Raw genomic sequence first — 26,424 nt, forward strand, 5'->3', positions numbered from 1 at the left:
AGGTTTTACTTCATGGAAAATGTTGTTGTACATATTATCTCACATAGTCACTGGGACCGTGAGTGGTACTTGCCTTTTGAAAGCCACCGGATGCAGTTGGTGGAATTGTTTGACAATCTCTTTGATCTCTTTGAAAATGACCCTGAGTTCAAGAGTTTCCACTTGGATGGACAAACCATTGTCCTGGATGACTACTTGGAAATTCGCCCTGAAAATCGCGACAAAGTCCAACGTTACATTGACGAAGGCAAACTCAAAATTGGTCCCTTTTACATCTTGCAGGATGACTACTTGATTTCCAGTGAAGCCAACGTCCGCAATACCTTGATTGGACAAGCAGAATGTGCAAAATGGGGCAAATCAACCCAGATTGGTTACTTCCCAGATACTTTTGGAAATATGGGGCAAGCTCCTCAAATCCTTCAAAAATCAGGCATTCATGTGGCAGCCTTTGGCCGTGGTGTGAAGCCGATTGGATTTGACAACCAAGTGCTCGAAGATGAGCAGTTCACTTCCCAGTTTTCAGAAATGTACTGGCAGGGTGCAGACGGAAGTCGTGTCCTCGGTATCCTCTTTGCCAACTGGTACAGTAATGGAAATGAAATTCCAGTGGATAAAGACGAGGCCTTGACCTTCTGGAAACAAAAATTGGCAGACGTGCGTGACTACGCTTCGACCAACCAATGGTTGATGATGAACGGATGTGACCACCAGCCTGTACAGCGAAATCTGAGTGAGGCCATTCGTGTAGCCAATGAACTTTTCCCAGACGTGACCTTTATTCACAGTTCTTTTGATGACTACATCCACGCAGTGGAAAGTGCTCTACCGGAGCAGCTATCAACGGTTACAGGTGAGTTGACCAGTCAAGAAACAGACGGTTGGTACACACTTGCTAATACGTCATCTTCTCGTATCTACCTTAAACAAGCCTTCCAAGAAAATAGCAACCTGCTAGAACAAGTAGTGGAACCATTGACTGTTATCACTGGCGGACATAACCACAAGGATCAGCTGACCTATGCTTGGAAAGTCCTTCTACAAAATGCGCCCCATGATAGTATCTGTGGCTGTAGTATTGACGAAGTTCATCGCGAGATGGAAACCCGTTTTGCCAAGGTTAACCAAGTCGGAAATTTTGTTAAGAGCAACCTTCTCAACGAGTGGAAGGGTAAAATTGCAACCCACGAAGCGCAAAGCGACCATCTCTTTACCGTCATCAACACCGGCTTGCATGACAAGGTTGACACTGTCAGCACAGTGATTGATGTGGCGACTTGTGATTTCAAAGAATTGCACCCAACAGAAGGCTATAAGAAGATGGCAGCCTTGACCTTGCCAAACTACCGTGTCGAAGACTTGGAAGGCCATGCTGTAGAAGCGAAAATCGAAGATTTGGGAGCTAATTTTGAGTATGATTTGCCAAAAGACAAGTTCCGTCAAGCTCGTATCGCTCGACAAGTGCGCGTGACAGTGCCTGTTCATCTGGCACCTCTCTCTTGGACAACCTTCCAATTGCTCGAAGGAGAACAAGAGCACCGTAATGGTATTTACCAAAATGGAGTGATTGATACGCCATTTGTAACGGTAAGTGTGGATGAAAACATCACAGTCTACGACAAGACAACTCATGAAGCTTATGAGGATGTTATTCGCTTTGAAGACCGTGGTGACATCGGAAATGAGTACATCTATTTCCAACCAAAAGGAACAGAGCCTATTTACGCAGAACTCAAAGGTTATGAAGTCTTGGAAAATACAGCTCGTTTTGCTAAAATCTTGCTCAAGCATGAATTGACAATTCCAGTAAGTGCAGACGAAAAATTGGATGCGGAGCAGAGAGGTATCATCGAGTTTATGACGCGTGAAGCTGGGCGCTCAGAAGAATTGACAACCCTTCCTCTGGAAACAGAGATGACCGTCTTTGTTGACAATCCACAAATTCGTTTCAAGACTCGCTTTACCAATACTGCTAAGGACCACCGTATCCGTCTCTTGGTTAAGACTCACAACACGCGTCCAAGCAATGACTCTGAAAGCATCTATGAGGTAGTAACACGACCAAACAAACCAGCTGCTTCTTGGGAAAATCCTGAAAATCCACAACACCAACAAGCCTTTGTCAGCCTTTATGATGATGAAAAAGGGGTGACGGTAGCCAATAAAGGATTGCATGAGTATGAAATCCTTGGCGATGATACTATTGCAGTGACCATCCTTCGTGCCTCAGGTGAACTAGGTGACTGGGGTTACTTCCCAACGCCAGAGGCTCAGTGTTTGCGTGAGTTTGAAGTTGAGTTTGCGCTTGAATGCCACCAAGCACAAGAACGCTTCTCAGCTTTCCGTCGTGCCAAAGCCTTCCAAACACCATTCACTAGTCTTCAGGTTGCTAAACAAGAAGGAAGTGTTGCTGCGACTGGTAGTCTCTTGAGTCATGCGGCACTCAGCTTACCACAAGTTTGCCCAACAGCCTTTAAAGTAGCGGAAAATGAGGAAGGATATGTACTCCGTTACTACAATATGAGTCAAGAAAATGTGCGCATATCAGAACACCAACAAACCATTCTTGACTTACTTGAGCGACCATATCCAGTTCATTCAGGACTATTGGCTCCACAAGAAATTCGCACAGAATTGATTAAAAAAGAAGAAATTTAATAGTTTTAAAGTGTTCTATAACTAATACTATGAGATAGAAAGGAGGGGCGAAAGAGTAAGGATTAATTACTGATTCGCCCCTTTTTTGGTAAAAATATGACGATTGCAACCATTGATATCGGAGGGACCGGGATTAAGTTTGCCAGTCTGACTCCTGATGGAAAAATACTAGATAAGACAAGTATTTCAACACCTGAAAACTTGGAGGATTTACTAGCTTGGCTAGACAAATGCTTGGCAGAGAAAGATTATAACGGCATTGCCATGAGCGTTCCAGGCGCGGTCAATCAAGAAACAGGTGTGATTGAGGGCATCAGTGCTGTGCCCTACATCCATAGCTTTTCTTGGTATGAAGTTCTTGCTCATCATCAGCTACCTGTCCATCTAGAAAATGATGCCAACTGTGTTGGACTTAGTGAACTGCTAGCACATCCAGAGCTTGAAAATGCAGCCTGTGTCGTGATTGGGACAGGAATTGGCGGTGCCATGATTATCAATGGCAAGCTTCACCGAGGTCGCCACGGCTTAGGAGGAGAGTTTGGCTATATGACAACCATTGAACCAGCTGAAAAACTCAACAACTGGTCGCAACTAGCGTCTACAGGAAACATGGTTCGATACGTAATTGAAAAATCTGGTCAGCCTGACTGGGACGGTCGCAAGATTTACCAAGAGGCCGCAGCCGGAAATGCCCTTTGCCAAGAAGCTATTGAGCGCATGAACCGTAATCTGGCGCAAGGCTTGCTCAATATCCAGTATCTGATCGATCCAGATGTCATTAGTCTGGGCGGCTCTATTAGTCAAAATCCCGACTTTATCCAAGGCGTCAAGAAAGCTGTCGATGAATTTGTCGAAACCTACGAAGAATACACGGTCGCACCAGTTATCCAAGCTTGCACCTATCATGCAGATGCGAATCTCTATGGTGCCCTTGTCAACTGGTTGCAGGAGGAAAACCAATGGTAATTTTTACAGGACTTAGTCCCAAACAAGAGCAAGTATTAGACTTGCTTAAAAAGCACATTTCGCTGCCAGATGTAGAGGTAGCAGTCGCTCAGTCTGACCAAGCCTCTATCTCTATCAAAGGTCAAGGAGACCAGTATCAACTGACCTATCGTAAACCACACCAACTCTACCGTGCCTTGTCCTTATTGGCAACAGCTCTAGTAGAAGGTGATAAAGTGGAGATTGAAGAGCAGACGGCTTATGAAGATTTAGCCTACATGGCAGACTGTTCGCGAAATGCAGTTTTGAATGTGGCTTCTGCCAAACAGATGATTGAGGTCTTGGCTCTCATGGGCTACTCAACCTTCGAGCTTTACATGGAAGACACTTACCAGATTGAAGGGCAACCTTACTTTGGCTATTTCCGTGGAGCATACTCGGCTGAGGAGTTACAGGAAATCGAAACCTACGCCCAGCAGTTTGACATGACCTTTGTGCCTTGCATCCAGACCTTGGCCCACTTGTCAGCCTTTGTCAAATGGGGTGTCAAAGAAGTGCAAGAGCTCCGTGATGTAGAAGATATCCTCCTCATTGGCGAAGAAAAAGTTTATGACCTAATTGACGGCATGTTTGCGACGCTATCTAAACTACAAACACGCAAGGTCAATATCGGGATGGACGAAGCGCACTTGGTTGGTTTGGGACGCTACCTCATTTTGAACGGTGTTGTGGACCGCAGTCTCCTCATGTGTCAACACTTGGAGCGCGTATTGGATATTGCAGACAAGTATGGTTTCCACTGCCAGATGTGGAGCGATATGTTCTTTAAACTCATGTCAGCAGATGGCCAGTACGACCGTGATGTGGAGATTCCAGAGGAAACGCGTGTCTACCTAGATCGTCTAAAAGACCGTGTGACCTTGGTTTACTGGGATTATTATCAAGACAGCGAAGAAAAGTACAATCGTAATTTCCGCAACCACCACAAGATTAGCCAGGATATCGCCTTTGCAGGTGGAGCTTGGAAGTGGATCGGTTTTACGCCCAACAACCATTTCAGCCGTCTCATCGCTCTTGAAGCCAACAAAGCCTGTCGTGCTAATGACATCAAAGAAGTCATTGTGACGGGTTGGGGAGATAATGGTGGGGAGACAGCTCAATTTTCTATCCTGCCAAGTTTGCAAATTTGGGCAGAACTCAGCTACCGCAATAACCTCGACCGTTTGTCTGCTCACTTCAAGACCAATACAGGTCTATCAGTTGAGGACTTTATGCAGATTGACCTAGCTAACCTCTTGCCAGACCTGCCAAGCAATCTCAGTGGTATCAATCCCAACCGCTATGTCTTTTATCAGGATGTTCTCTGCCCTATTCTTGACAGACACATGACACCTGAACAGGACAGGCCACACTTTGCTCAGGCAGCTGAGACGCTTGCTGAAATCAAAGAAAAAGCTGGGGACTATGCCTACCTCTTTGAAACTCAGGCTCAGTTGAATGCCATTTTAAGTAGCAAAGTCGATGTTGGACGACGCATTCGGCAGGCCTACCAAACAAACGATAAAGAAGGTCTGCAAGCAATCGCCAGACAAGAATTACCAAAACTCAGAAGCGAGATTGAACACTTCCATGCCCTCTTTAGCCGTCAATGGTTGAAAGAAAACAAGGTCTTTGGCTTGGATACAGTCGATATCCGTATGGGCGGACTCTTGCAACGCATCAAGCGAGCAGAAAGCCGCATCGAGGCTTATCTGTCTGATCAGATTGACCGCATTGACGAGCTAGAAGTTGAAATTCTACCATTTACTGATTTCTACGCAGACAGGGATTTCGCAGCAACTACAGCCAATCAGTGGCATACCATTGCGACAGCTTCAACGGTTTATACGACATAGGCATTTATCACAAACAATTAAACATCTCCTTTTAAACACATGGGGATGTTTTTTGATTTGGAGATAGGGAAGGAGTATAATGAAGGTAGAAAGATAGTTTGGGGGTCTGACCATGAAAAAGTTACTACTGGTCCTAGGTGCTAGTATGCTAGTCTTATCTGCCTGCCACAGAGCGACAGAGGATGGCGTAACTAGTCCGTCAATACCAAGGGAGCAACAAACCAAGGAAACAACCAACTATTTTCACTATTTAGCAGATTCCTATCAAAAGGCTCTTTCGCACGAAAAAGAAGTCAAGGATGCAACTGTTCAATCACCGATGGCTGCCACAGTTGCAGCCATGGAAGAACTACAGTTATCTAATCCGACTGATCAAGCCTTGATTATGAAGAACTACTCAGATTTTCAGAAGCTAATCCAATACAATACTGAAAAGTGGGAGGAAGAGTTTGCAAGCTGGGCTTCTTCTATGGGGCAGTCCTATCATAGACTAGAGCATGCAAACTTTGATGAAAAAAATGAACTAATCAAAAAATTAGACACTACAACAGTCTCTCAGAAAAGTGTCAAATGGAATGTTTTTGGAGTATCGAGTGACAATGCCTATGATTACTTGGTTTTGGCTGCCTACTATGACAATCAGGACAAACATTTCTACCTATTTACACTGAAGGATGGGCAAGCACAGGTCTTGCATGCCGATAAGACACTGGAAACTATCCCTACTGCAAATTTTGAAGAGACTGAGAATACAGACTTAGCGCAACGTTTTAAGGAATTTCTATTAAAAACAAGTGTAACTACAGAGAGCGAGCCAGATACAGATAATAGTTCTTTAATAGACAAGATAAAAACGGCCATGGAATCCTATTCGGATAGTAAAGGTGAAAGATTTAAGTCAACTAACTTAGCAACATATGGTCACTACTATGGACTAGCAGTGCCAGACCAGATAATGCAATTTGGACAAGTAGATGGGATGAATTATACTTTTAAATGGTATGGCTATATTGCAGGTTCAAGTTCTAGGCGGTTCGATATCCTAGCTTGCTATGTGAATGAAGCAGGGACAGAGGTGATTCTCTTTGGCTACAAGGATGGTAATCCTGCTCTTTTACACACCGAAGGAAGACCAGAGATTGATAAAAATGAATCAGGGGCTATCATAAATGCCCAGGTTCATTTTGTCGAGTTTCATCACCCAATATTAGAACAAGTTTTCGATTAGTAAAGAGGAAATACATTTATCGTATGCAGAGTGTTTCTCGTGAAACCTATTTCTTATAAAAAACTTCTCCACAAAAAATAATTTGTGGAGTTTTTTCTATAATTAGTAGTTTAACCTGACCTTCAAATAGGAGTATACTAATAATGTAATCGTTATCAAACCTAAAAATTCGATGAAATCAGTTTTTAGGAATAAAAAGGGAGGAAATTATGAAAAAGTTTTCAAAGACCTTGAGAGATAACTGGATCTTTCTCTTGATGGTTTTACCAGGGGCACTCTGGTTGATTCTATTCTTTTACATTCCAGTATTTGGGAATGTGGTCGCCTTTAAAGACTACCATATGACCAGTAATGGTTTCATAGATAGTATTGTGAATAGTAAATGGGTCGGGTTAGATAATTTCAGATTCTTGTTCAGTTCAAAAGATGCCTTTATCATCACTCGAAATACCGTTCTCTACAATCTTGGCTTTATCTTTATCGGTTTGATTGTATCAGTAGGGATTGCCATCATCCTCAGCGAGCTCCGCTCTAAGAGAATGGTTAAAATTTTCCAAACGTCTATGTTGTTCCCTTACTTCCTGTCATGGGTTATCATCAGTTTCTTTACAGATGCCTTCCTAAACATTGACAAAGGGGTCTTCAACCATTTCCTAACATCCATTGGCATGAAGGAAGTCAACTTCTACGCTGACTTAGGCATTTGGCCATACCTTCTCCTTTTCCTAGGTATTTGGAAAGGCTTTGGATATAGCAGTGTCATGTACTATGCGACAATCATGGGAATTGACCCAACCTACTACGAAGCAGCAACAGTGGACGGGGCTAGCAAGTGGCAACGCATTCGCAACGTAACCATTCCTCAGTTGACTCCACTTGTGACAGTCTTGACCATCCTTGCAGTCGGAAATATCTTCCGTGCAGACTTCGGTCTCTTCTATCAAATCCCACACAATGCTGGTCAGCTCTACAATGTAACCAACGTTTTGGATGTATATGTCTTTAATGGTTTGACTCAGACAGCAGATATCGGTATGGCTTCAGCAGCCGGTCTTTACCAATCCGTTGTCGGTTTGATTCTAGTTATCCTATCAAACTTGCTTGCAAGACGAGTTGATCCAAACTCAGCTTTGTTCTAGAAAGGAGGAGAATATGGCAGAAAAGAAAATTAAAAAAGAAAAAATTGATAATGTCGGCATTCACTCCTTTAGTAAGAAGGCAGATATCTTCTTTAGTATCATCTCTGGTTTGATTGCTCTTTCTTGTATCTTGCCCTTTATCTTCGTTATCATCATTTCGGTGACAGACGAAAAGAGCATCCTCCAGTATGGATATAGCTTTTTCCCATCACAGTTTGGATTAGATGGTTTTGAGTTCTTGGCTCAGTTTAAGGATAAAATCCTCCAAGCGCTCTTTATCTCAGTCTTTGTAACAGTAGTCGGGACAGTGACCAACGTCTTCATCACAACCACTTATGCCTACGCCATCTCACGGACAACCTTTAAGTACCGCAGATTCTTTACGATCTTTGCCCTTCTTAGTATGTTGTTCAATGCTGGTTTGGTACCAGGCTATATCGTGGTGACTCGTTTGCTTCAACTTGGTGATACGGTTTGGGCCCTGATTGTTCCAATGCTCCTCTCACCATTCAACATCATCTTGATGCGTTCCTTCTTCAAGAAGACCATTCCAGAAGCTATTCTCGAATCCGCTCGTATCGATGGAGCCAGTGAAGCTCGGATCTTCTTCCAGATCTGTTTGCCATTGTCACTTCCAGGTATCGCAACTATCACGCTTTTGACAGCACTTGGTTTCTGGAACGACTGGTTCAACGCCCTTCTTTACATCAAGAGTGATAACTTGTATCCATTGCAATATTTGCTCATGCAAATTCAGCAAAATATGGACTACATTGCAAAAGCAGTCGGCCTATCTGGCCAACTGGGGGTTGCTCTACCGAAAGAAACAGGTCGTATGGCCATGGTTGTTGTTGCAACCCTTCCAATCGCGATTCTGTACCCATTCTTCCAACGCTACTTTGTTAAAGGGTTGACGATCGGTGGTGTGAAAGAATAGCACTTACTGAGAAACACCGTTTCTCCCTTCCCAACTTCATCTTAGTGACTGAAGTTACAAATTATTAAATCGTTTATAAGTTTAAAAATAAAAAAGGAGTTTTTATCATGAAAAACTGGAAAAAATATGCTTTTGCATCTGCTAGCGTAGTCGCTTTGGCTGCAAGCCTTGCCGCTTGTGGAAACCTTTCAGGTAACAACAAAAAAGCTGCTGACTCAGCTTCAGGTGACAAACCTGTTCTTAAAATGTACCAAATCGGTGACAAACCAGACAACTTGGATGAATTGCTAGAAAATGCCAACAAAATCATCGAAGAAAAAGTTGGTGCTAAATTGGATATCCAATACCTTGGATGGGGTGACTACGGTAAGAAAATGTCAGTTATCACATCATCAGGTGAAAACTACGATATCGCTTTTGCAGATAACTATGTCGTTAATGCTCAAAAAGGTGCTTATGCGGACTTGACAGAATTGTACAAGAAAGAAGGAGCAGAGCTTTACAAAGCACTTGACCCAGCTTACATCAAAGGGAACACTGTAAACGGTAAGATTTACGCTGTTCCAGTTGCAGCCAACGTTGCATCATCTCAAAACTTTGCCTTCAACGGCGCTCTTCTTGCCAAATATGGCATTGACATTTCAGGTGTCACTTCATACGAAACACTTGAACCAGTCTTGAAACAAATCAAAGAGAAAGCTCCGGACGTAGTACCATTTGCGGTTACGAAGAACTTTATCCCATCTGATAACTTTGACTATCCAGTGCCAAACGGACTTCCATTCGTTATCGACCTTGAAGGAGACACTACTAAGATTGTAAACCGTTACGAAGTGCCTCGTTTCAAAGAACACTTGAAGACTCTTCACAAATTCTATGAAGCTGGATACATTCCAAAAGACGTAGCAACAAGCGACACTTCATTTGACCTTCAACAAGATACTTGGTTCGTTCGTGAAGAAACAGTAGGACCAGCTGACTACGGTAACAGCTTGCTCTCACGTGTTGCTAACAAAGACATCCAAATCAAACCAATCACTAACTTTATCAAGAAAAACCAAACAACACAAGTTGCTAACTTTGTCATCTCAAACAACTCTAAGAACAAAGAAAAATCAATGGAAGTGTTGAACCTCTTGAACACTAACCCAGACCTCTTGAACGGTCTTGTTTACGGTCCAGAAGGCAAGAACTGGGAAAAAGTTGAAGGTAAAGAAAACCGTGTCCGCGTCCTTGATGGATACAAAGGAAACACTCACATGTCAGGTTGGAACACTGGTAACAACTGGATCCTTTACATCAACGAAAACGTTACAGACCAACAAATTGCAGATTCTAAGAAACAATTGGCAGAAGCTAAAGAATCTCCAGCACTTGGATTTATCTTTAACACTGACAGTGTGAAATCTGAAATTTCAGCAATTTCTAACACAATGCAACAATTCGATACAGCTATCAACACTGGTACTGTAGATCCAGATAAAGCAATCCCAGAATTAATGGAAAAATTGAAATCTGAAGGTGCCTACGAAAAAGTATTGAACGAAATGCAAAAACAATACGACGAATTCTTGAAAAACAAAAAATCATAAGCTCGATTGATTTCGTGTATTCATTCCTAATTCCTAAAAATGTGATCACTGCCTTCCTTAGTTCTCTAGGGGAGGTAGTGATTTTTAGGATGCAAAAAAAGAAAATAGTAGTTCTAAGAGTTTCGACGATGTGATACACATGTATCTACAGGAGGTCTGTCATGAAAAAGTATCGTCTTCTTTTTAAAATGAGTGGTGTCTTCTCTTACCTATTTTTCGTATTTGGTCTTTCTCAGCTGACGCTTATTGTCCAAAACTATTGGCAATTTTCTTCTCAGATAGGAAATTTCTTCTGGATTCGAAATATCTTGAGTTTGCTATTTAGCGGAGTCATGATTTGGATTTTGGTTAAGACAGGCCATGGTTATCTCTTTCGCATTCCAAGAAAAAAATGGCTTTGGTATTCAATCCTAACAGCCCTAGTAGCGGTAGCTCATATATTTTTTAATATTCAAACAGCTAGACACGTTCAGTCAACTGCTGAAGGTTGGGCCGTATTGATCGGTTATAGTGGGACTAACTTTGCCGAGCTAGGTCTCTATATAACCTTATTCTTTCTGGGGCCATTGATGGAAGAGTTGCTCTATAGAGGATTACTTCAACATGCCTTCTTTAAAGATTCGAGATTTGGTCTTGATTTGATCCTTCCGTCTATTTTATTTGCTCTCCCTCATTTTTCAAACCTGCCTAGTCTGCTAGATGTTTTCGTCTTTGCAACAGTTGGAATCATCTTTGCTGGTTTGACCCGTTATACCAAGAGCATTTATCCTTCCTATGCGGTGCATGTGATCAATAATATTGTAGCGACCTTGCCATTTTTGCTGACTTTTTTACATAGGGTGTTTGGGTAAAATATTAGCATGAGAGTTAGGAATTATAGTTTTTCAATTTATAAGCGAGTTTCAGGAGGAAAATGAGAATGACACCATTAAAATGGTTCGCTGGAGGTAGAGAAAGGCGTTGTGAAGCCATGACTATCATAGATCATCTATTGGAAGATATAAAGGCTGCGCCTCAGCTTGCTCCATTGAAAAATCAGTTAGTTATTTATAAAAGACGATTAAAGGACGATGGGACCTCTGTTCCATTTGTCCTGAGTCAAATGAATGTTGATCTTGCGCGTGTATTGATTGACAATAAGCTGATTTTGTCAGAAAGTCAAGCTGAGCAGATAAAAAAATTGAGAAAATTATCTGCGATTCGGTATGGTTACTGATGAAGTGCAGTGGCAGGTCTCTCTATATAATTTCCGGTCAAATAAATTGCATTCGTTTTCCCAAGTGGGTATACTAGTATAGTTGAATGAAAAATTCTGAAAATTTAAGAATAGAAAAGAGAACAAATCTTATGGCAAAAGATATTCGTGTCTTACTTTACTACCTTTATACTCCAATTGAAAACGCAGAGCAATTTGCGGCAGATCACTTGGCTTTCTGTAAATCAATCGGCCTTAAAGGCCGTATCCTAGTCGCTGACGAGGGAATTAACGGGACTGTTTCAGGTGACTACGAAACAACTCAAAAATACATGGACTACGTTCACAGCCTCCCAGGCATGGAAGACCTCTGGTTCAAGATTGACGAAGAAAGTGAACAAGCCTTCAAGAAGATGTTTGTTCGCTACAAGAAAGAAATTGTCCACCTTGGTTTGGAAGATAACGACTTTGACAACGACATCAACCCACTTGAAACAACAGGTGCTTACTTGTCTCCAAAAGAGTTCAAAGAAGCTCTTCTTGACGAAGATACAGTTGTTCTTGACACACGTAATGATTATGAGTACGACCTAGGACATTTCCGTGGGGCTATCCGCCCAGACATCCGCAACTTCCGTGAGTTGCCACAATGGGTCCGTGATAACAAGGAAAAATTCATGGATAAGCGTGTCGTAGTTTACTGTACAGGTGGCGTTCGCTGTGAGAAATTCTCAGGCTGGATGGTCCGTGAAGGCTACAAAGATGTCGGTCAATTGCATGGAGGAATCGCAACTTACGGTAAAGACCCAGAAGTTCAAGGTGAGCTTTGGGATGGAAAAATGTACGTTTTTGACGAGCGTATTGCCGTAGATGTTAACCATGTCAACCCAACCATCGTAGGAAAAGACTGGTTTGATGGAACACCATGTGAACGTTATGTCAACTGTGGAAATCCATTCTGTAACCGTCGTATCCTAACATCAGAAGAAAATGAAGACAAGTACCTTCGTGGATGCTCACACGAGTGCCGTGTTCACCCACGTAACCGCTATGTTTCAGAAAATGAATTAACACAAGCTGAAGTTGTTGAGCGCCTAGCCGCTATCGGTGAAAGCTTGGATCAAGCAGCTACTGTATAAGATTAAACAGTCCTTAGGGGCTGTTTTTCTATGCTTTTTACTAAAAAATCTAAAGTTTGTTTCTGTATCTTTCAGGAAAATAGGGTATACTATATGTAAACGATTTCAAAGGAGGCCAGTTATGGCGGAAACATTTTTTATCCCAAATAAAGAAAGCATTCTAGGACAACAGGAGGTCTTGACTGCCAAGTCCATCTTAGCCTTGGTGGAGGGCTTGGAGTCGCATAGTTATGATGCCGTCTATCTCCGTCAGCCCCTCAATCGTCTCGAATACATGGAGTGTGGGATTGTTGGTCAGTCGCAATTTCTCTTCAAAGTGAACTATGCGGATAGTCGAAAAGGCTACCAAGTGGTGATTTCAGACTTCCTTACCAGAGCGGACTGGGAGATTGTAGAAGCTCTCCTCCAGGCCTTATCTGGCAAGTTGGGGCAAGTGGTAGAAGGGTTAGAAGGATTTGATTTTGAAGCTTATTTCCGACAAATAGTTCAGAATTATCTAGCTGACAAAGCAGCTCGTCTAGTCTATTGCCAAGGGCTCTTGTCCCCTATCTATCTCAACAAGGAATACCTCGAGAGCTTTTTGGCTGAGGATGGATTGGCACGTTTTGAAGAGCTAGTCAAGAAGGTTCAAGGCTCTGATGCCTACCTTGCCAGTGTGAAATTTTACCCAGATGCTCAAGGCAAGGTGCACGGTATCTATCACCTAGCCCAGGGAGTCAAGACGATTTTGCCAAAGGAACCCTTTGTACCAGCTCCTTATACCGAGCAGCTAGCAGGCAAGGAACTTGTTTGGGAGATTGACCTAGTGGCGATTTCTGGTGATGGTTCAAAAGCCGAAGACTACGAATCCATCGCTCGCTTGGATTATGAAAAATTCCTAGAGTCACTACCAACAGCATTTTACCACCAACTAGATGCCAATCAACTAGAAGTACAAGCCATTTTGGGAAAAGATTTTGAGGAATTGGCAAGCATCGAGTAGCCCTTGTTCAAAAAAGAGTAAGTATAAAAATCCCTGTCATTAATAAATGGCAGGGATTTTGGTTAAAAGAAAGTCAGGATGCGAAGGTAGTCTACTGTCAGCGCGAGCTCTGCAATGAAGAAGGGTAAGAGAATAGCGCCATCAAGTAAGACAGCTAGCAAGAAACGATAAAATGGGTCAAGACTATTGGTCTTACTTGGCTTGCTAATCACAAAGAGATTTCCAAGGGCAAAGATGGCCATGCTTAGAAGAGTGAGGATGCCAGCAAATCGTAAGCCACCAAAGAGTGCAAAGAAACTTGCTAGAGCTGTTAGGACAAGTGGGATAGCAAAGAGTCGGCTGTAACGATTGCAAGCTTCTTGGAATGTGAAGTCGTTCTCCTGGTCCAGCACACGTCGAACAGTAAAGCCTCCCAAAATGATAGAAAAGTAAAATAGAGCGCTAGCGACCAAGATGGAGAGTCCAGCAAAGAGATTTAAAGGAGGGAGCTGGTTAGGTAAACTATTGGCAATAGAGGCCATATAGCCGTAGTAGAGGTGCTTGATATGATAGATACTAAAGAAAAGGCTAATCGAAGACAGCAAGGTGAGCAGGCCAAAGACACTGTAACGATGCTTTTGGTCCGTAGTCTTGCTAGCAGTTGGTTCTTGGATAGCATCCAGCAGCCAAGTCCAAAACAGTGCGATTTCTTCTTTGAACCGGGCAGTTTTACGAGGGTCAATATCTGGGATATAGGGGCTTTCTAAAGCCTTGCTGAGGATGCTTTTTTCTTTTGTAGGGTTCTCTTGGTTGCCTTTCTCTTCAGCTTTCTCTTCTCCCTCTTCCTCGGTTTGGGCTTCTTCTATCGTTTCGGGAGCTTCCTCCTCATGCTTTTCCGACTCCTTAGATAAGATAGGAGTTTCTTGGATTGCTTGTGGTTCGGTCTCCACAGTTTCCGAAGTCTCTGGTTGGTCGAGTTGGATTTCCGATTTCGTCTGAGCTGATTTCTTCTCAAGATCGGCGCTTTCAAACCATTCTTGTGTCATGGTGGGACCTCCTTTTTTATGGTCGTTTTCTATCTTTAGACTAGCAGATGAAAGCGTTTTTGTCAATGGTTTCTAGATGGAGAAGAGTACTCTTCTTTTGGTAGGTAGATATCTTGGTTGGCTTTTGCAATGAGTAGGTCCTTGATATCTGCTTTTTCCGTTTTATAAGGGTTGGCAAGTACATTCTCTTTTTGTCCACGATGTTCTTCTTTGGGTTGACGATAGATACCACCATGCTGAGAAGAAATTTCTAGATTGATACGGTCGGTCTCTTTCTGGGAGAGAATGAGTTGTAGAGTTGAATAAGCCTCTAGCTCGACCTTGCCGTGAACTTGGATATTTTCAGCATAGATGTGTGCTCCCTCCGTCTTGACCTGACTATCTGTCAATTCGGCATCAAAGATATTGATGATATGAGGTGCCGTTAATGTGCTGTTCTTGATAGAACTTTCTGTTAGTCTTAAGAGATAGCCTTTTATTTTGATGGTTGCATTTTCAAGGTTGGCTTGACGAATATTAGTTTGTCCACGATTGGCTGAGACGGTGATAGCTTGCAGCTTTCTTCCTTTGGGTAGGGAGAGAACGACTTCGTCAAAACGATTAGAATAGTTGCTGGCGATACGAAGTAGGCTTTCGATTCCTGAACCGAGAAAACGATGTTGGGAGGCTTGTTTGTCAGTGATACTCAGTGTTTTGTCACTCATGCCAGTAGTCAGATCGTGACGACCAGACACTGAAGGATGGTAGGTGATATGGATCTTGTCATCTAGAGACTCTGTGATGGTTAGGCTATGTTCCTCAAGGGTCAAATCAAGTTTTTCCACTTCGCTTCCGAAGGTCACTTCTTCGATACGATTGTCATAGACGGGATCTTTTGACATGGCAAGCAAACTTTGAATACCATTGGACTGGGCGCCGATAACTATCATGATAAAACCAAGAATAGTAGCAACCACACCAAAGATGAGAAATCCTTTCGTCAATTTACGCATGTCTGTCACCTCTCTTTCCTTTTTTAAGAATCCATTGTACCAAGCGGACGATTAGGAGGCCAAAGAAACGAGCTACATAGGAGATACCCAGTAGAACAAGAGAAGAAGCACCGATAGAAAGCAAACCGGCCCCAAAAATCAAGATAAAGGCAGATTTGGCTTCGACCAGGACGCTAAAGCTCTCTATGATAAAGAGTCCACCCAGCAGGATACCCGTCACCGAAACGGTGAAAAAGGCTAGAATGACGGAGACAGCCGCGATAAAAATACCGATGATTGCCATGAGAATGCCGATCCCGACCGGAATTCCGATAGGGGCTGCTAGTAAGGCAAGTAGGGCAATGTGTAGCAGTTGACGGTCATTCTTTTGAGCAGGGGCTTCATTAACTTTTTTATCGAGGAGGTTAGAGAGGACATCATGAGCTGCTTCTTTTGGTGTTCCCAGACTAGCAATGAGTTCTTCTTCGCCCTCTGGACCTGCATCGTCAAATAGTTCCTTAAAGTAGTCCATGGCTTCGATGCGGTCAGCTTCAGGTAGTTTATGGAGATAGGTTTCTAACTGAGTCAGATAGTCAGTTCTTGTCATGGCGGATACTCCCTTCTATGATGCCGTTGACGGTGTCGGTATAGAGCGTCCACTCTTCCTTTAGAGTAACGAGCTGCTCTACGCCCCGATTGGTCAAGGAGTAGTATTTGCGCATACGCCCCTGAAACTCTCTAGAGTAGGTGGTCAGAAAGCCACTGGCTTCCAATTTTTTGAGAATGGGATAGAGCGTAGATTCTTTGATATTGGCGATGAGCTTAATGGTTTGACTAATCTCATAACCATAAGAATCCCCCTGCTCCAGTACAGCCAAGATGAGAAACTCGATCAAGGCAGAGGATGTTGGGAAGTACATGGGAAACCTCCTTTATATTATATAAAAATTTTATATATACTCTTTTCAAATATATTGTATCTCAAGTTGAAAGCCCTGTCAAGAAATATGTGTAAAAATTTTATATATAAAAAACTCCTAGTAAAAACTAGAAGTTTAGAGAATGTTGTCAGACTTTATCTAAATTTTATCGTAGATTTTTTATACTTAATTTCCTTATCTAAAAGTTTTAATAAGGGAGTCACGTACTCAGGATTTGGAAACTTAGGACCGAAAATGACTTCCCCGATTTGAATTGAATTTTTTCGTTCTACATAAAGTTTACCTACCCCAGAAGTTTTGTCAATTTTGATTTCCTTATTGCTAGGATCTAGGTTCGCATAGCGTAAGATACGAAGTTCGTTTTCATATTTGTAATCAACAGATTTAAATAAGTAGCGAATTTCTTCTATACATTCAGCAATAGCATTTTGATAGTTCTCCTCCGTAATTTTTGAACCGATATCTAGTTTTTCTTTTAAACTATTCAACAATTTTTCTAATTCTTCTATTTCGGACTTACCAAATAGTTCGGTTTGTTCAAGTTCTATATCTTCACCTATATTTTTAACATAGGCAATTCGGTAGAGATAATCACGATTCCCTTTTGAATCACTATCTTTTTCTACAGAATTCAGTTCAGTTCCTTCATCATTAACAGTATCGACTGAATTTTCACTTTCACTCCGAAAGATAGATTTTTCAAAACCAATATTTAATTCAGATTTCAGTAAATACATCTTATCAGAGAATTCTAAAAAGTTTTTTTCTCGACGCCAAGAAACATCATTGAAGGAAGTAAATCTAGAAAAATCATCTTCACGAAGTACCAGACAAACGCCTTTGGCATCATCACCATACTGGGACCACATGGCTAGATCATCTGTTTTATTAGTAAAACTCATTAAAAACCATGAGCTTGGCTCCAAAGCATCTCGTCTATCTAAGCCCAATATCTTTTCTATAATGATACCTTCCTCAGGATCATTCATATAATTCGCATTATTCAAACGAGTTTTTCCAACTATAGAAAAGCTTGATTCCTCCTTCTGATCCAATAAACTTTGAAGAACGCTCCCTTTAGTGTAATGGCCGAACTTAAGATTTTTATTTTTATCTTCATTTTTCAATCCAAGTTGGTATTTGATTTTTTGAACATACTGGTAAATAGACAGTAAGTTTTTTAGTTCATTCGAGTCCTCTTTATAACGCTTTGCCCACGTTTGTAAAATAGCATATTTAGTATTATTTAAAAGACCTTCTCTTAGGATAAAGTTGAATAGCTTGTACTCCTCGCTGTCACAAACATTATCATTACTAAAAAATAAATCATCAAAATTTTGTATCATAAATTCGGAAAATTTATCATAAAGTGTTTTGATTGTTTCTATTGTTTGAAGACGTTCACTTAACTCTGTTTGGTGTTCAAATAAGCTCGCTAAGAACATAGCATATATAAAAGCAATCTCTTCAGATTCTTGGAAGCGTTCATGTTTATGCAATCCCTTTAATTTCTTAGCAGTAGTCACCAGTTCATTCAACTCAGTCTGCTTGGTTGATAAATTGAACAAAGTCATAGCATACATTTCTGCTATATCATGCGATTCAGGGAATTGTTGCAGTAATTTCTCTAATTTTTCAGCAGTAGCCTTCCGTTCTTTCAACTCAGTCTGTACGGTTGACAAATCGAACAAAATCATGGCATACTGCAAAGCTATATCAGGCGAATCCTGGAATTGTTGCAGTAATTTCTCTAATTTTTCGACAGTAGTCTCTAGTTCCTTCAACTCAGTTTGCTTGATTGATAAATTGAACAAAATCATGGCATACGGCAAAGCTATATCATGTGAATCCTGGAATTGTTGTTGCAGTTTCTCTAATTTTTGGGCAGTAGTCTCTAGTTCCTTCAACTTAGTTTGCTTGGTTGATAAATTAACCAAAATCCTGGCATACGGCAAAGCTATACCAGGCGATTCAGGGAATTGTTGCTGCAATTTCTCCAATTTTTCAGCAGTAGTCTCTAGTTCCTTCAACTCAGTTTGCTTGATTGATAAATTGAACAAAATCATGGCATACGGCAAAGCTATATCATGTGAATCCTGGAATTGTTGCAGTAATTTCTCTAATTTTTCAGCAGTAGCCTTCCGTTCTTTCAACTCAGTCTGTACGGTTGACAAATCGAACAAAATCACGGCATAACGTAAAGCAATTTCTTCAGACTGATTGAACTGCTCAAAAATTTGTTTGACTGAATTCACAGTCTTGCCTAGTTCTTCTACATTTACTTGTTCAACTGACAAATTGAACAAAATCCTAGCAAATGCTTCTGCTATATCATGTGAATCCTGGAATTGTTGCTGTAATTTCTCTAGTTTTTTAGCAGTAGTCATCCGTTCCTTCAACACAGTCTGCTTGGTTGATAAATTGACCAAAATCCAAGCATACCGCAACGCAATGTCTTCTGATTCAGGGTATTGTTCATAAATTATTCTTGCCTTTTCTGCTAGAGCTTCACAGGAAGACCTATCTGTCTCCTCGGCTGATAAGTCAACGAGTTTATCTAACTTTACTTTACTTAGATACCAATTGTATTTCTGCTCATCCATTCTATGCACCTCGTTTAAAATAGTAGCTATCTTATAAACTAATTTATTTTTCGTATGACAATTAGTTTCTATACATCTTATTATATCAAAAACGCCATTTTTCTGCTAACAGATCGAGGGTGCTTTTGTTGATAGAAGCACCAAAAAAGCCAGACAGAGTCTAGCTTTGCATTGTTTGTATCTGAGAAGTATTTTAGAAAAATTAAAGGATCTTATCAGCCCGATCCACCATAAAGAGCGAGACGGTCATGATGATGTCAACAGCTAGAAGGGCAAGGACAGCTGGGATCCAAGATTGGAAAAGGTCAAAACTATAACCAAACAAGGTAGGACCAAAGGCTGCCAAGATGTAGCCACCTGTTTGCGCTAGTCCTGATAGCTGAGCCGTCTTTTCAGGAGAACTGGTTTTAAGAGAAAAGCCAACCATGAGGTAAGGGAAGAGGGCACTGCAGGCCGTTCCAATCAAGAGGTGGACGACTAACCAGTAGAGGAAATTATTGGTTGGATACAAGAGCATGGCAATTCCTGTCATACCAGCGATAGAGATAATTGCCAGCATGATTCGACGATGACCATCTGACAGACGAGTCGTCAGACTTGGAACAGTCATTGAAAAAGGAATGCTGATCAGTGAAAAAATAGAAGCAAGGAGAGCTGCATCCTTATTAGAAAGACCAGCACTAATAGCAATCGTTGGCAACCAGGTCATGCTTGTATAAAAGAGCAAGGACTGAAGACCGCCAAAGATAATGATAGCCCAAACATCTTTGCTTTTTAGAATATTCTCTTTGACTTGTTTTTCTTTCTGTCCTTCTAGGTAGTGGTTGTGGCGATGATTTGGCAACCAGACTAGCAGAGTGACCAGACAGAGGAAGCTGAGAACGAGGATGAGGCCCTTCCAAGAACTAGCTTGGGTGATAGGGACGGATAGATAAGAAGCGATGGCCGTTGAAACACCCATGGCAGTGACATAGAGGGTTGTTAGGAGACTGATTTTTTGAGGCTGATTTGCCTGAATCATACTTGGGAGGAGTACATTGAAAATGGCGATGCTCGCTCCGATGATCAGGGTTCCTAGATAGAGAAGGGGAAGATTGAAAATCCGAATGACAGAGCCAATAGTTAAAAGAAGGAGACAGTAAGTAAAGAGATGTTCTAGTCCAATCTTTTGTGCCAAACGGCTTGCAAAAGCAGAGAAAAGAGCAAACATCAAGAGAGGGAGACTGGTTAAAATCCCAAGAGAGCTAACCTCCACTCCCAGTCCCTGAGCGATATCTCCTAAAATAGTTGGAAGAGCAGTAAAAGGAGATCGTAAAACAGTCCCGATTAAGACAATTCCTAGAACAAAAAAGAGTGATTGTTTTTTCATAAAAACCTCGAATAGATGATTTTAATAACAGCTTATTTTAAGGTTTTTTTCTTACAATGTCAAGGAGAGGACTGCTAAGAAAGCTAGAACGATTTAACTGAAAATAGAGTGAAAGGGGACAGATTTCTTTACTAGAATTTTTCTTGATTTGAGATAAAAATAGGAAACTAGGAAATTTTGTGATAAAATAGTGGAAGGAAATCTATAAATTGGAGAAAAACTGTGTCTGAAAAGCAAAAAATCAGCGTCTTGATGTCGGTCTATGTAAAGGAAAATCCGACATTTTTGAGAGATGCTATCAAGAGTATTCAAAACCAGACCTTGAAACCAAGTGAGCTTGTTCTTGTTGAGGACGGGCCGCTCACGCCCGAACTCTATCAGGTGCTAGATGAAGTGGAAGCGCAGTCAGAGATTCCAGTTAAGCGTTGTCCCTTGGAAGAAAATCAAGGTTTAGGTTTGGCTCTTCGATACGGTGTTTTACAGTGTCAGTACGATATCATCGCTCGTATGGATACAGATGATATAGCGGTAGCTGACCGCTTTGAAAAGCAAGTCCAACTAATGGAAGAGAAAAATCTGGATCTCTTAGGTGGGCATATTGCAGAATTTATTGACAATCCTGACGAGATTGTTTCTTACCGTCGTGTCCCAACTCAGCACGCAGACATTGTGGCTTATCAGAGAATGAGAAGCGCCTTCAACCACATGACAGTCATGTTCAAAAAGGACATGGTCCTCAAGGCGGGCAACTACGAAGACGGACTTTATATGGAGGATGACCTCCTTTGGCTCAATATGATTGCTGCAGGTGCCAAGACTGGGAACCTAGATCAAATCTTGTGTAAGGTTCGTGTCGGTGCAGGGATGTTTGAGCGTCGAGGTGGCTTGCGTTACCTTAAACTCTATCGTCAAGCTCGCCAACGGATGCTTGAGCGAGGGCAAATTTCTTACATGGAATATGCGAAAAGCATTGCCATTCAGGCGATTGTGGCACTTTGTCCAGGCTTTGTACGTCAGTTTATTTTTGTAAAATTATTAAGAAAAAATAAATAGTATTGTAAAAGATAAAGTAGCCAAAAAATGTTATAATGACAGTATATTTATTTGCATTCTTTTAAGAAAGAGTAAATTCCTATGAATAAAAAACTAACAGATTATGTAATTGATCTGGTTGAAATTTTAAATAAACAGCAAAAGCAGGTGTTCTGGGGTGTATTTGATATTATTAGTATGGTGGTTTCCATCATCGTGTCTTACATTCTCTTTTATGGCTTGATTAACCCAGCGCCTGTGGACTATGTTATCTATACTGGTTTGGCTTTCCTCTTCTATCAAATCTTGATTGGATTTTGGGGGCTCAATGCGAGTATTAGTCGCTATAGTAAAATCACAGATTTCTTAAAAATCTTTTTTGGCGTAACCGTCAGCAGCATTGTCTCTTACGGACTTTGCTACGCCTTTCTTCCTCTATTTTCTATTCGGTTCATCATACTCTTTATCTTATTGAGTACTTTCCTCATCTTACTCCCTCGTATCACTTGGCAGTTGATTTATTCTAAACGTAAAAAAGGTAGTGGAGATGGAGAACACCGTCGGACCTTCTTGATTGGTGCTGGTGATGGTGGTGCCCTCTTTATGAACAGCTACCAACACCCAACTAGCGACCTTGAGCTAGTGGGGATTTTGGATAACGATGAAAAGAAAAAGGGACAAAAACTAGGTGGAATCCCAGTTTTGGGCTCTTATGATAATCTGCCTGAATTAGCTAAACGCCACCAGATCGAGCGTGTTATCGTAGCGATCCCTTCACTTGACCCATCAGAGTACGAACGCATCTTGCAGATGTGTAATAAGCTAGGCGTCAAATGTTACAAGATGCCTAAGGTTGAGACAGTCGTTCAAGGACTCCATCAACCAGGTAGTGGTTTCCAAAAAATTGATATCACAGACCTTTTGGGCCGTCAGGAAATTCGTCTCGACGAATCGCGTCTGGGTACTGAGATTACAGGCAAGACCATCTTGGTGACAGGAGCCGGTGGTTCGATTGGTTCGGAGATTTGTCGTCAGGTTAGTCGCTTCAATCCCGAACGTATCGTCTTGCTTGGACATGGTGAAAACTCAATCTATCTCGTTTATCATGAATTGATCCGTACATTCCAAGGGATTGATTATGTTCCTGTTATTGCAGATATTCAGGACTATGACCGTCTTCTACAGGTATTTGAGCAGTATAAACCAGCCATCGTTTATCATGCTGCAGCCCACAAACACGTTCCGATGATGGAACGCAATCCAAAAGAAGCCTTCAAGAACAATATCCTCGGAACCTACAATGTTGCCAAGGCTGTTGATGCAGCTAAAGTACCTAAGATGGTTATGATTTCGACTGACAAGGCGGTCAATCCACCGAATGTTATGGGTGCAACCAAGCGCGTGGCAGAGTTGATTGTCACTGGCTTTAACCAACGTAGCAAATCAACCTACTGTGCAGTTCGTTTTGGGAATGTTCTGGGTAGTCGTGGTAGCGTGATTCCTGTCTTTGAACGTCAGATTGCTGAAGGCGGTCCTGTAACAGTAACAGACTTCCGTATGACACGTTACTTCATGACCATTCCAGAGGCTAGCCGTCTAGTAATCCATGCTGGTGCTTATGCTAAGGACGGAGAAGTCTTTATCCTCGACATGGGCAAACCAGTTAAGATCTATGACTTGGCTAAGAAAATGGTCCTTCTAAGTGGGCACACGGAAAGTGAAATTCCAATCGTTGAAGTCGGTATTCGTCCGGGTGAAAAACTCTATGAAGAACTCTTGGTTTCGACCGAATTGGTTGATAACCAAGTCATGGACAAGATTTTCGTTGGTAAGGTAAATGTCATGCCGCTAGAAGCGATTGATCAAAAGATTGAAGAGTTCCGTTCACTCAGCGGAGATGAGCTTAAAGAAGCAATCATTTCCTTTGCAAATGAAACAACTCATGCTGAGTAAGAGTGTCCATCTACCTTCATAATGAAACAACTATCGCCAGTTTTCTGAGAGAATCGGAAAGCTGGTTTTTATAAATAGAGAGTAGAGAACATCGGATCTTTCAAAGGTTTAATAAGCGCAACTATTCAAGGGACGATGTTATGTGATCTATCAGGAGAGTGATTTCAGACAATCTAAAAACTACCTCTATTTTAAGCCGGCAACATAACTTTGCGAAAAAAAGTATTAAAATCAAAAGGAGATTTTTGTATGCTGAGTGCTATTAGGAGTTTTTTCAAAGGCTATGCAAATTTTTCTGGTCGTTCCACACGTCCAGAATTTTGGTGGGTTTGGCTACTAAATATGGTGATTTTCTTGCCCGCCTACTACTCACTTTTTACTGGAGTAGAATCTGATAAAGCCATCAGGAATATTGCGGTCTTCAGTATGTGTATTATTTTGTTTATAGTAGAGTTTGTTCCTCTACTAGCACTGATAGTACGTCGCTTACGAGATGTGGGTATCCATTGGGCCTATATCTTTATTGTATTTGTTCCTTTGGGTGCAGTAACACTGCTCGTTATGCTCGCTATGCCAAGTCAACGATTTGGAGAAAAAGTGATAGAGAATAGTGAAAAAGATAAAGAGAATACGGAAGATTCTCGGTTTGAAGAAATGGTACGAAAATATTAAGATATTTCTACTCTATTTTAAAGCGGCTGAGTCGCGCTTCACAGCAAATAATCGCTTCAGAACTTGTCAATCATTCTATTTTATGGTAGACTCTATGAAGAAAAAATAAAGGAGATTATTGTATGTTTAATGCTTATAAGAACTTTTGGAAGGGTTATGTAAACTTTACTGGTCGTTCGACTCGTTCGGAGTATTGGTGGATTTATTTTACGAACTTATTAATCTGTCTTCCTGCTTATACGAAATATCATGCTGCAGTGTCAACTCGCCCATATAACTTGGAGGCACTCCGTAGTTTACAAGCTATGAGCGGTTTTTACTTCTTTTTAGCGGCTATTCTCATGTTGCCTTCTATCGCCGTAACTGTTCGTCGCTTACGGGATGCTGGTTTCCACTGGGCCTTTATCTTCATTGCTTTGGTTCCTATCGTTGGACCGATTGCTCTTATTGTAATGCTTGCTTGGCCAAGTAAGAAGGATGAAGATACAGATACTGAAGAACAGGATCAAATTACTGCTTAAGCATGGAGTTGATTCCTTCTGATAGTAACAACATATAAAAAATACTCCTCAACCTAGTTCACTAGTGTTAGGAGTATTTTTGTATATTGTATTATTTATAGTTGCTTAATGATATCATCAATGGTACGGGCAATCCAGTCAGGCTGATAGCTGAGTAAATCAGCCTCTTCTCCAAATCCCCAAGTAACAGCAAACTTTTTAATGCCAGTTTCTTGAGCTCCGATCATATCAAACTTGGTATCCCCGATGATGAGGACTTGGTCTGCAGGGAGTTGATGCGTTTGCAAGGCGTAACGGATGACATCCGCCTTGTGTGGCGTTTCAGGACTGGAACCATAAATGCCATCAAAGAAATGATGGATTCCTAGATTTTTAGTCATATCATGAGCAGTAGGAGTATTCTTTGTTGTAGTGATGTAGAGAGGGTAGCTTTGTGAAAGTTCTTGGAGTAATTCCGTTATTCGGGGGAAGAGTTGGGCTTCGTGGATGCCTTTTTCCTTGTAGTAAGAGCGGTATATCTGCACAGCCTCTGAGATTTGTTCCTTGGGAAGGCATGTTGCAAAACTACTTTCAAGTGGCGGTCCCATAAAACCACGAATGGTTTTGGCATCAGGGCTTGGAACTCCTAGCTCTTTAAAGGTATGGGTAAAGGCATTGTGGATCCCGATGGAACTGTCAACCAGGGTTCCGTCCAGATCAAAAAAGATTGCTGAGATAGAGGGCATAGTTTCTCCTAATAGATATAGATAAGCTTATTCTCCGAAGATTTCTTTTTGTAGGCGACGACCAGTAGGTGTGGCGGCGAGTCCACCCTCAGCCGTTTCACGAAAGGCAGTTGGAAGGCTCGATCCAACTTGGTACATGGCATCGATGACTTCGTCAACAGGAATCTTAGACTCGATACCTGCCAAGGCCATATCAGCCGCGATAAAGGCAAAGCTGGCTCCCATGGCATTTCGTTTGACACAGGGGACTTCAACCAAACCAGCGACGGGATCGCAGATGAGGCCCAGCATATTTTTAATGACAAAGGCGATGGCTTGGCTAGCCTGATAGGGGGTTCCACCTGCAGCCAAGGTCAAGGCTGCGGCACTCATGGCAGAGGCAGAGCCAACCTCGGCCTGACAGCCACCTTCAGCGCCTGAGATAGAGGCATTGTTTGCGATGACTAGTCCAAAGGCACCAGCAGCAAAGAGGAAATCTAGCTGTTCTTCGTGGCTAAGGTCTAATTTTTGGATAGCAGCAGTGAGAACGGCTGGCAGACAGCCAGCACTTCCTGCGGTTGGAGTGGCGCAGACCAAGCCCATCTTCGCATTGTGTTCATTGACCGCGATGGCATTACGGGCTGCTGATAGGATGGTAAAGTCAGACAAGGCCTTGCCACTTTTGAGATGACGATCTAGCTTGACTGCATCGCCACCCGTTAGGCCACTGCGGGATTTATTTTCACTGAGGCCGAGCTCGACAGAGGCTTTCATGACTTCTAGATTGCGTTCCATGAGGAGGAGAACTTCTGGCCGTTCTCGACCGGTTAGTTGATATTCTGTCGCAATCATGAGTTCTGCGACATTTCCTTGGAAGTCTAGATCTGCTTGCTCAACCAATTCTTTGATAGAATAAAACATGT

23 protein-coding genes are annotated in these 26,424 nt (G+C 41.8%); 15 read left to right on the forward strand and 8 right to left on the reverse strand.

The window, feature by feature from the left end; translation table 11 throughout:
- The first annotated feature begins 12 nt into the window (after window positions 1–12).
- From B7705_RS04950 to B7705_RS05000, 11 genes are all read left to right on the forward strand, one after another.
- Window positions 13–2,658: an alpha-mannosidase gene (locus tag B7705_RS04950; protein WP_084948247.1), complete on the forward strand. Its 2,646-nt coding sequence runs from the start codon at window positions 13–15 to the stop codon at window positions 2,656–2,658.
- Window positions 2,659–2,754: 96 nt separating this feature from the next.
- A complete protein-coding gene (locus B7705_RS04955) occupies window positions 2,755–3,624 on the forward strand; it encodes an ROK family protein (protein ID WP_084948248.1) in 870 nt (289 codons plus the stop codon).
- Entirely contained in the window at window positions 3,618–5,498 is a 1,881-nt protein-coding gene (locus tag B7705_RS04960; protein WP_084948249.1) for a beta-N-acetylhexosaminidase, read from the forward strand. Before B7705_RS04955 ends, B7705_RS04960 begins: the two co-directional genes overlap by 7 nt.
- A gap of 112 nt (window positions 5,499–5,610) precedes the next feature.
- Complete coding sequence (locus tag B7705_RS04965) at window positions 5,611–6,726, forward strand: DUF4767 domain-containing protein (protein ID WP_084948250.1); 1,116 nt, start codon at window positions 5,611–5,613, stop codon at window positions 6,724–6,726.
- Window positions 6,727–6,935: 209 nt separating this feature from the next.
- Entirely contained in the window at window positions 6,936–7,865 is a 930-nt protein-coding gene (locus B7705_RS04970; RefSeq protein ID WP_000714584.1) for an ABC transporter permease, read from the forward strand.
- 13 nt (window positions 7,866–7,878) lie between these two features.
- Window positions 7,879–8,802: a carbohydrate ABC transporter permease gene (locus B7705_RS04975; RefSeq protein ID WP_000818345.1), complete on the forward strand. Its 924-nt coding sequence runs from the start codon at window positions 7,879–7,881 to the stop codon at window positions 8,800–8,802.
- Window positions 8,803–8,909: 107 nt separating this feature from the next.
- Window positions 8,910–10,394, forward strand: a complete 1,485-nt coding sequence (locus tag B7705_RS04980) for an ABC transporter substrate-binding protein (RefSeq protein ID WP_084948251.1) — start codon at window positions 8,910–8,912, stop codon at window positions 10,392–10,394.
- Between the two features lie 161 nt (window positions 10,395–10,555).
- Window positions 10,556–11,245, forward strand: coding sequence for a CPBP family intramembrane glutamic endopeptidase (locus B7705_RS04985; protein WP_084948252.1), 690 nt, complete (start codon window positions 10,556–10,558; stop codon window positions 11,243–11,245).
- A gap of 68 nt (window positions 11,246–11,313) precedes the next feature.
- Window positions 11,314–11,610 (forward strand): bacteriocin immunity protein, encoded by a 297-nt coding sequence (locus tag B7705_RS04990; protein WP_162284875.1) that lies wholly within the window; start codon window positions 11,314–11,316, stop codon window positions 11,608–11,610.
- Between the two features lie 131 nt (window positions 11,611–11,741).
- Window positions 11,742–12,728, forward strand: a complete 987-nt coding sequence (gene trhO, locus B7705_RS04995) for an oxygen-dependent tRNA uridine(34) hydroxylase TrhO (protein WP_001030024.1) — start codon at window positions 11,742–11,744, stop codon at window positions 12,726–12,728.
- 121 nt (window positions 12,729–12,849) lie between these two features.
- Window positions 12,850–13,710, forward strand: a complete 861-nt coding sequence (locus B7705_RS05000; RefSeq protein WP_084948256.1) for a DUF4299 family protein — start codon at window positions 12,850–12,852, stop codon at window positions 13,708–13,710.
- Window positions 13,711–13,772: 62 nt separating this feature from the next.
- On the opposite strand, the gene B7705_RS05005 is transcribed toward B7705_RS05000, so the two are convergent.
- The 6 genes from B7705_RS05005 to B7705_RS05035 form a co-directional block, all read right to left on the reverse strand.
- Entirely contained in the window at window positions 13,773–14,735 is a 963-nt protein-coding gene (locus tag B7705_RS05005) for a DUF6574 domain-containing protein (protein WP_084948257.1), read from the reverse strand.
- A gap of 62 nt (window positions 14,736–14,797) precedes the next feature.
- Window positions 14,798–15,727, reverse strand: coding sequence for a DUF4097 family beta strand repeat-containing protein (locus B7705_RS05010; protein WP_084948259.1), 930 nt, complete (start codon window positions 15,725–15,727; stop codon window positions 14,798–14,800).
- Window positions 15,720–16,313, reverse strand: coding sequence for a DUF1700 domain-containing protein (locus B7705_RS05015; RefSeq protein WP_084948260.1), 594 nt, complete (start codon window positions 16,311–16,313; stop codon window positions 15,720–15,722). The genes B7705_RS05010 and B7705_RS05015 overlap by 8 nt, the downstream gene beginning before the upstream one ends.
- A complete protein-coding gene (locus tag B7705_RS05020; RefSeq protein WP_000273860.1) occupies window positions 16,300–16,626 on the reverse strand; it encodes a PadR family transcriptional regulator in 327 nt (108 codons plus the stop codon). The genes B7705_RS05015 and B7705_RS05020 overlap by 14 nt, the downstream gene beginning before the upstream one ends.
- 155 nt (window positions 16,627–16,781) lie before the next feature.
- Window positions 16,782–19,250, reverse strand: coding sequence for a DUF2971 domain-containing protein (locus B7705_RS05025; protein ID WP_239822338.1), 2,469 nt, complete (start codon window positions 19,248–19,250; stop codon window positions 16,782–16,784).
- Window positions 19,251–19,452: 202 nt separating this feature from the next.
- Window positions 19,453–20,619, reverse strand: coding sequence for a CynX/NimT family MFS transporter (locus tag B7705_RS05035; RefSeq protein ID WP_084948262.1), 1,167 nt, complete (start codon window positions 20,617–20,619; stop codon window positions 19,453–19,455).
- Between the two features lie 222 nt (window positions 20,620–20,841).
- On the opposite strand from B7705_RS05035, the gene B7705_RS05040 reads away from it, so the two are divergent.
- The 4 genes from B7705_RS05040 (at window position 20,842) to B7705_RS05055 (ending at window position 24,797) form a co-directional block, all read left to right on the forward strand.
- Window positions 20,842–21,672 (forward strand): glycosyltransferase, encoded by an 831-nt coding sequence (locus tag B7705_RS05040; RefSeq protein WP_084948263.1) that lies wholly within the window; start codon window positions 20,842–20,844, stop codon window positions 21,670–21,672.
- A gap of 81 nt (window positions 21,673–21,753) precedes the next feature.
- A complete protein-coding gene (locus B7705_RS05045; protein WP_084948265.1) occupies window positions 21,754–23,604 on the forward strand; it encodes a nucleoside-diphosphate sugar epimerase/dehydratase in 1,851 nt (616 codons plus the stop codon).
- A gap of 249 nt (window positions 23,605–23,853) precedes the next feature.
- Window positions 23,854–24,276, forward strand: coding sequence for a DUF805 domain-containing protein (locus B7705_RS05050; protein WP_084948267.1), 423 nt, complete (start codon window positions 23,854–23,856; stop codon window positions 24,274–24,276).
- A gap of 122 nt (window positions 24,277–24,398) precedes the next feature.
- Window positions 24,399–24,797 (forward strand): DUF805 domain-containing protein, encoded by a 399-nt coding sequence (locus B7705_RS05055; protein WP_084948268.1) that lies wholly within the window; start codon window positions 24,399–24,401, stop codon window positions 24,795–24,797.
- Window positions 24,798–24,892: 95 nt separating this feature from the next.
- Here B7705_RS05055 and B7705_RS05060 read toward each other — a convergent pair whose 3' ends face one another.
- Complete coding sequence (locus tag B7705_RS05060) at window positions 24,893–25,522, reverse strand: HAD-IA family hydrolase (protein WP_084948270.1); 630 nt, start codon at window positions 25,520–25,522, stop codon at window positions 24,893–24,895.
- 27 nt (window positions 25,523–25,549) lie between these two features.
- Window positions 25,550–26,422: an L-serine ammonia-lyase, iron-sulfur-dependent, subunit alpha gene (gene sdaAA / locus B7705_RS05065; protein ID WP_084948272.1), complete on the reverse strand. Its 873-nt coding sequence runs from the start codon at window positions 26,420–26,422 to the stop codon at window positions 25,550–25,552.
- Window positions 26,423–26,424: the final 2 nt, after the last annotated feature.

The organism is Streptococcus oralis subsp. dentisani (assembly GCF_002096685.1).
Lineage (GTDB): Bacteria > Bacillota > Bacilli > Lactobacillales > Streptococcaceae > Streptococcus > Streptococcus oralis_AD.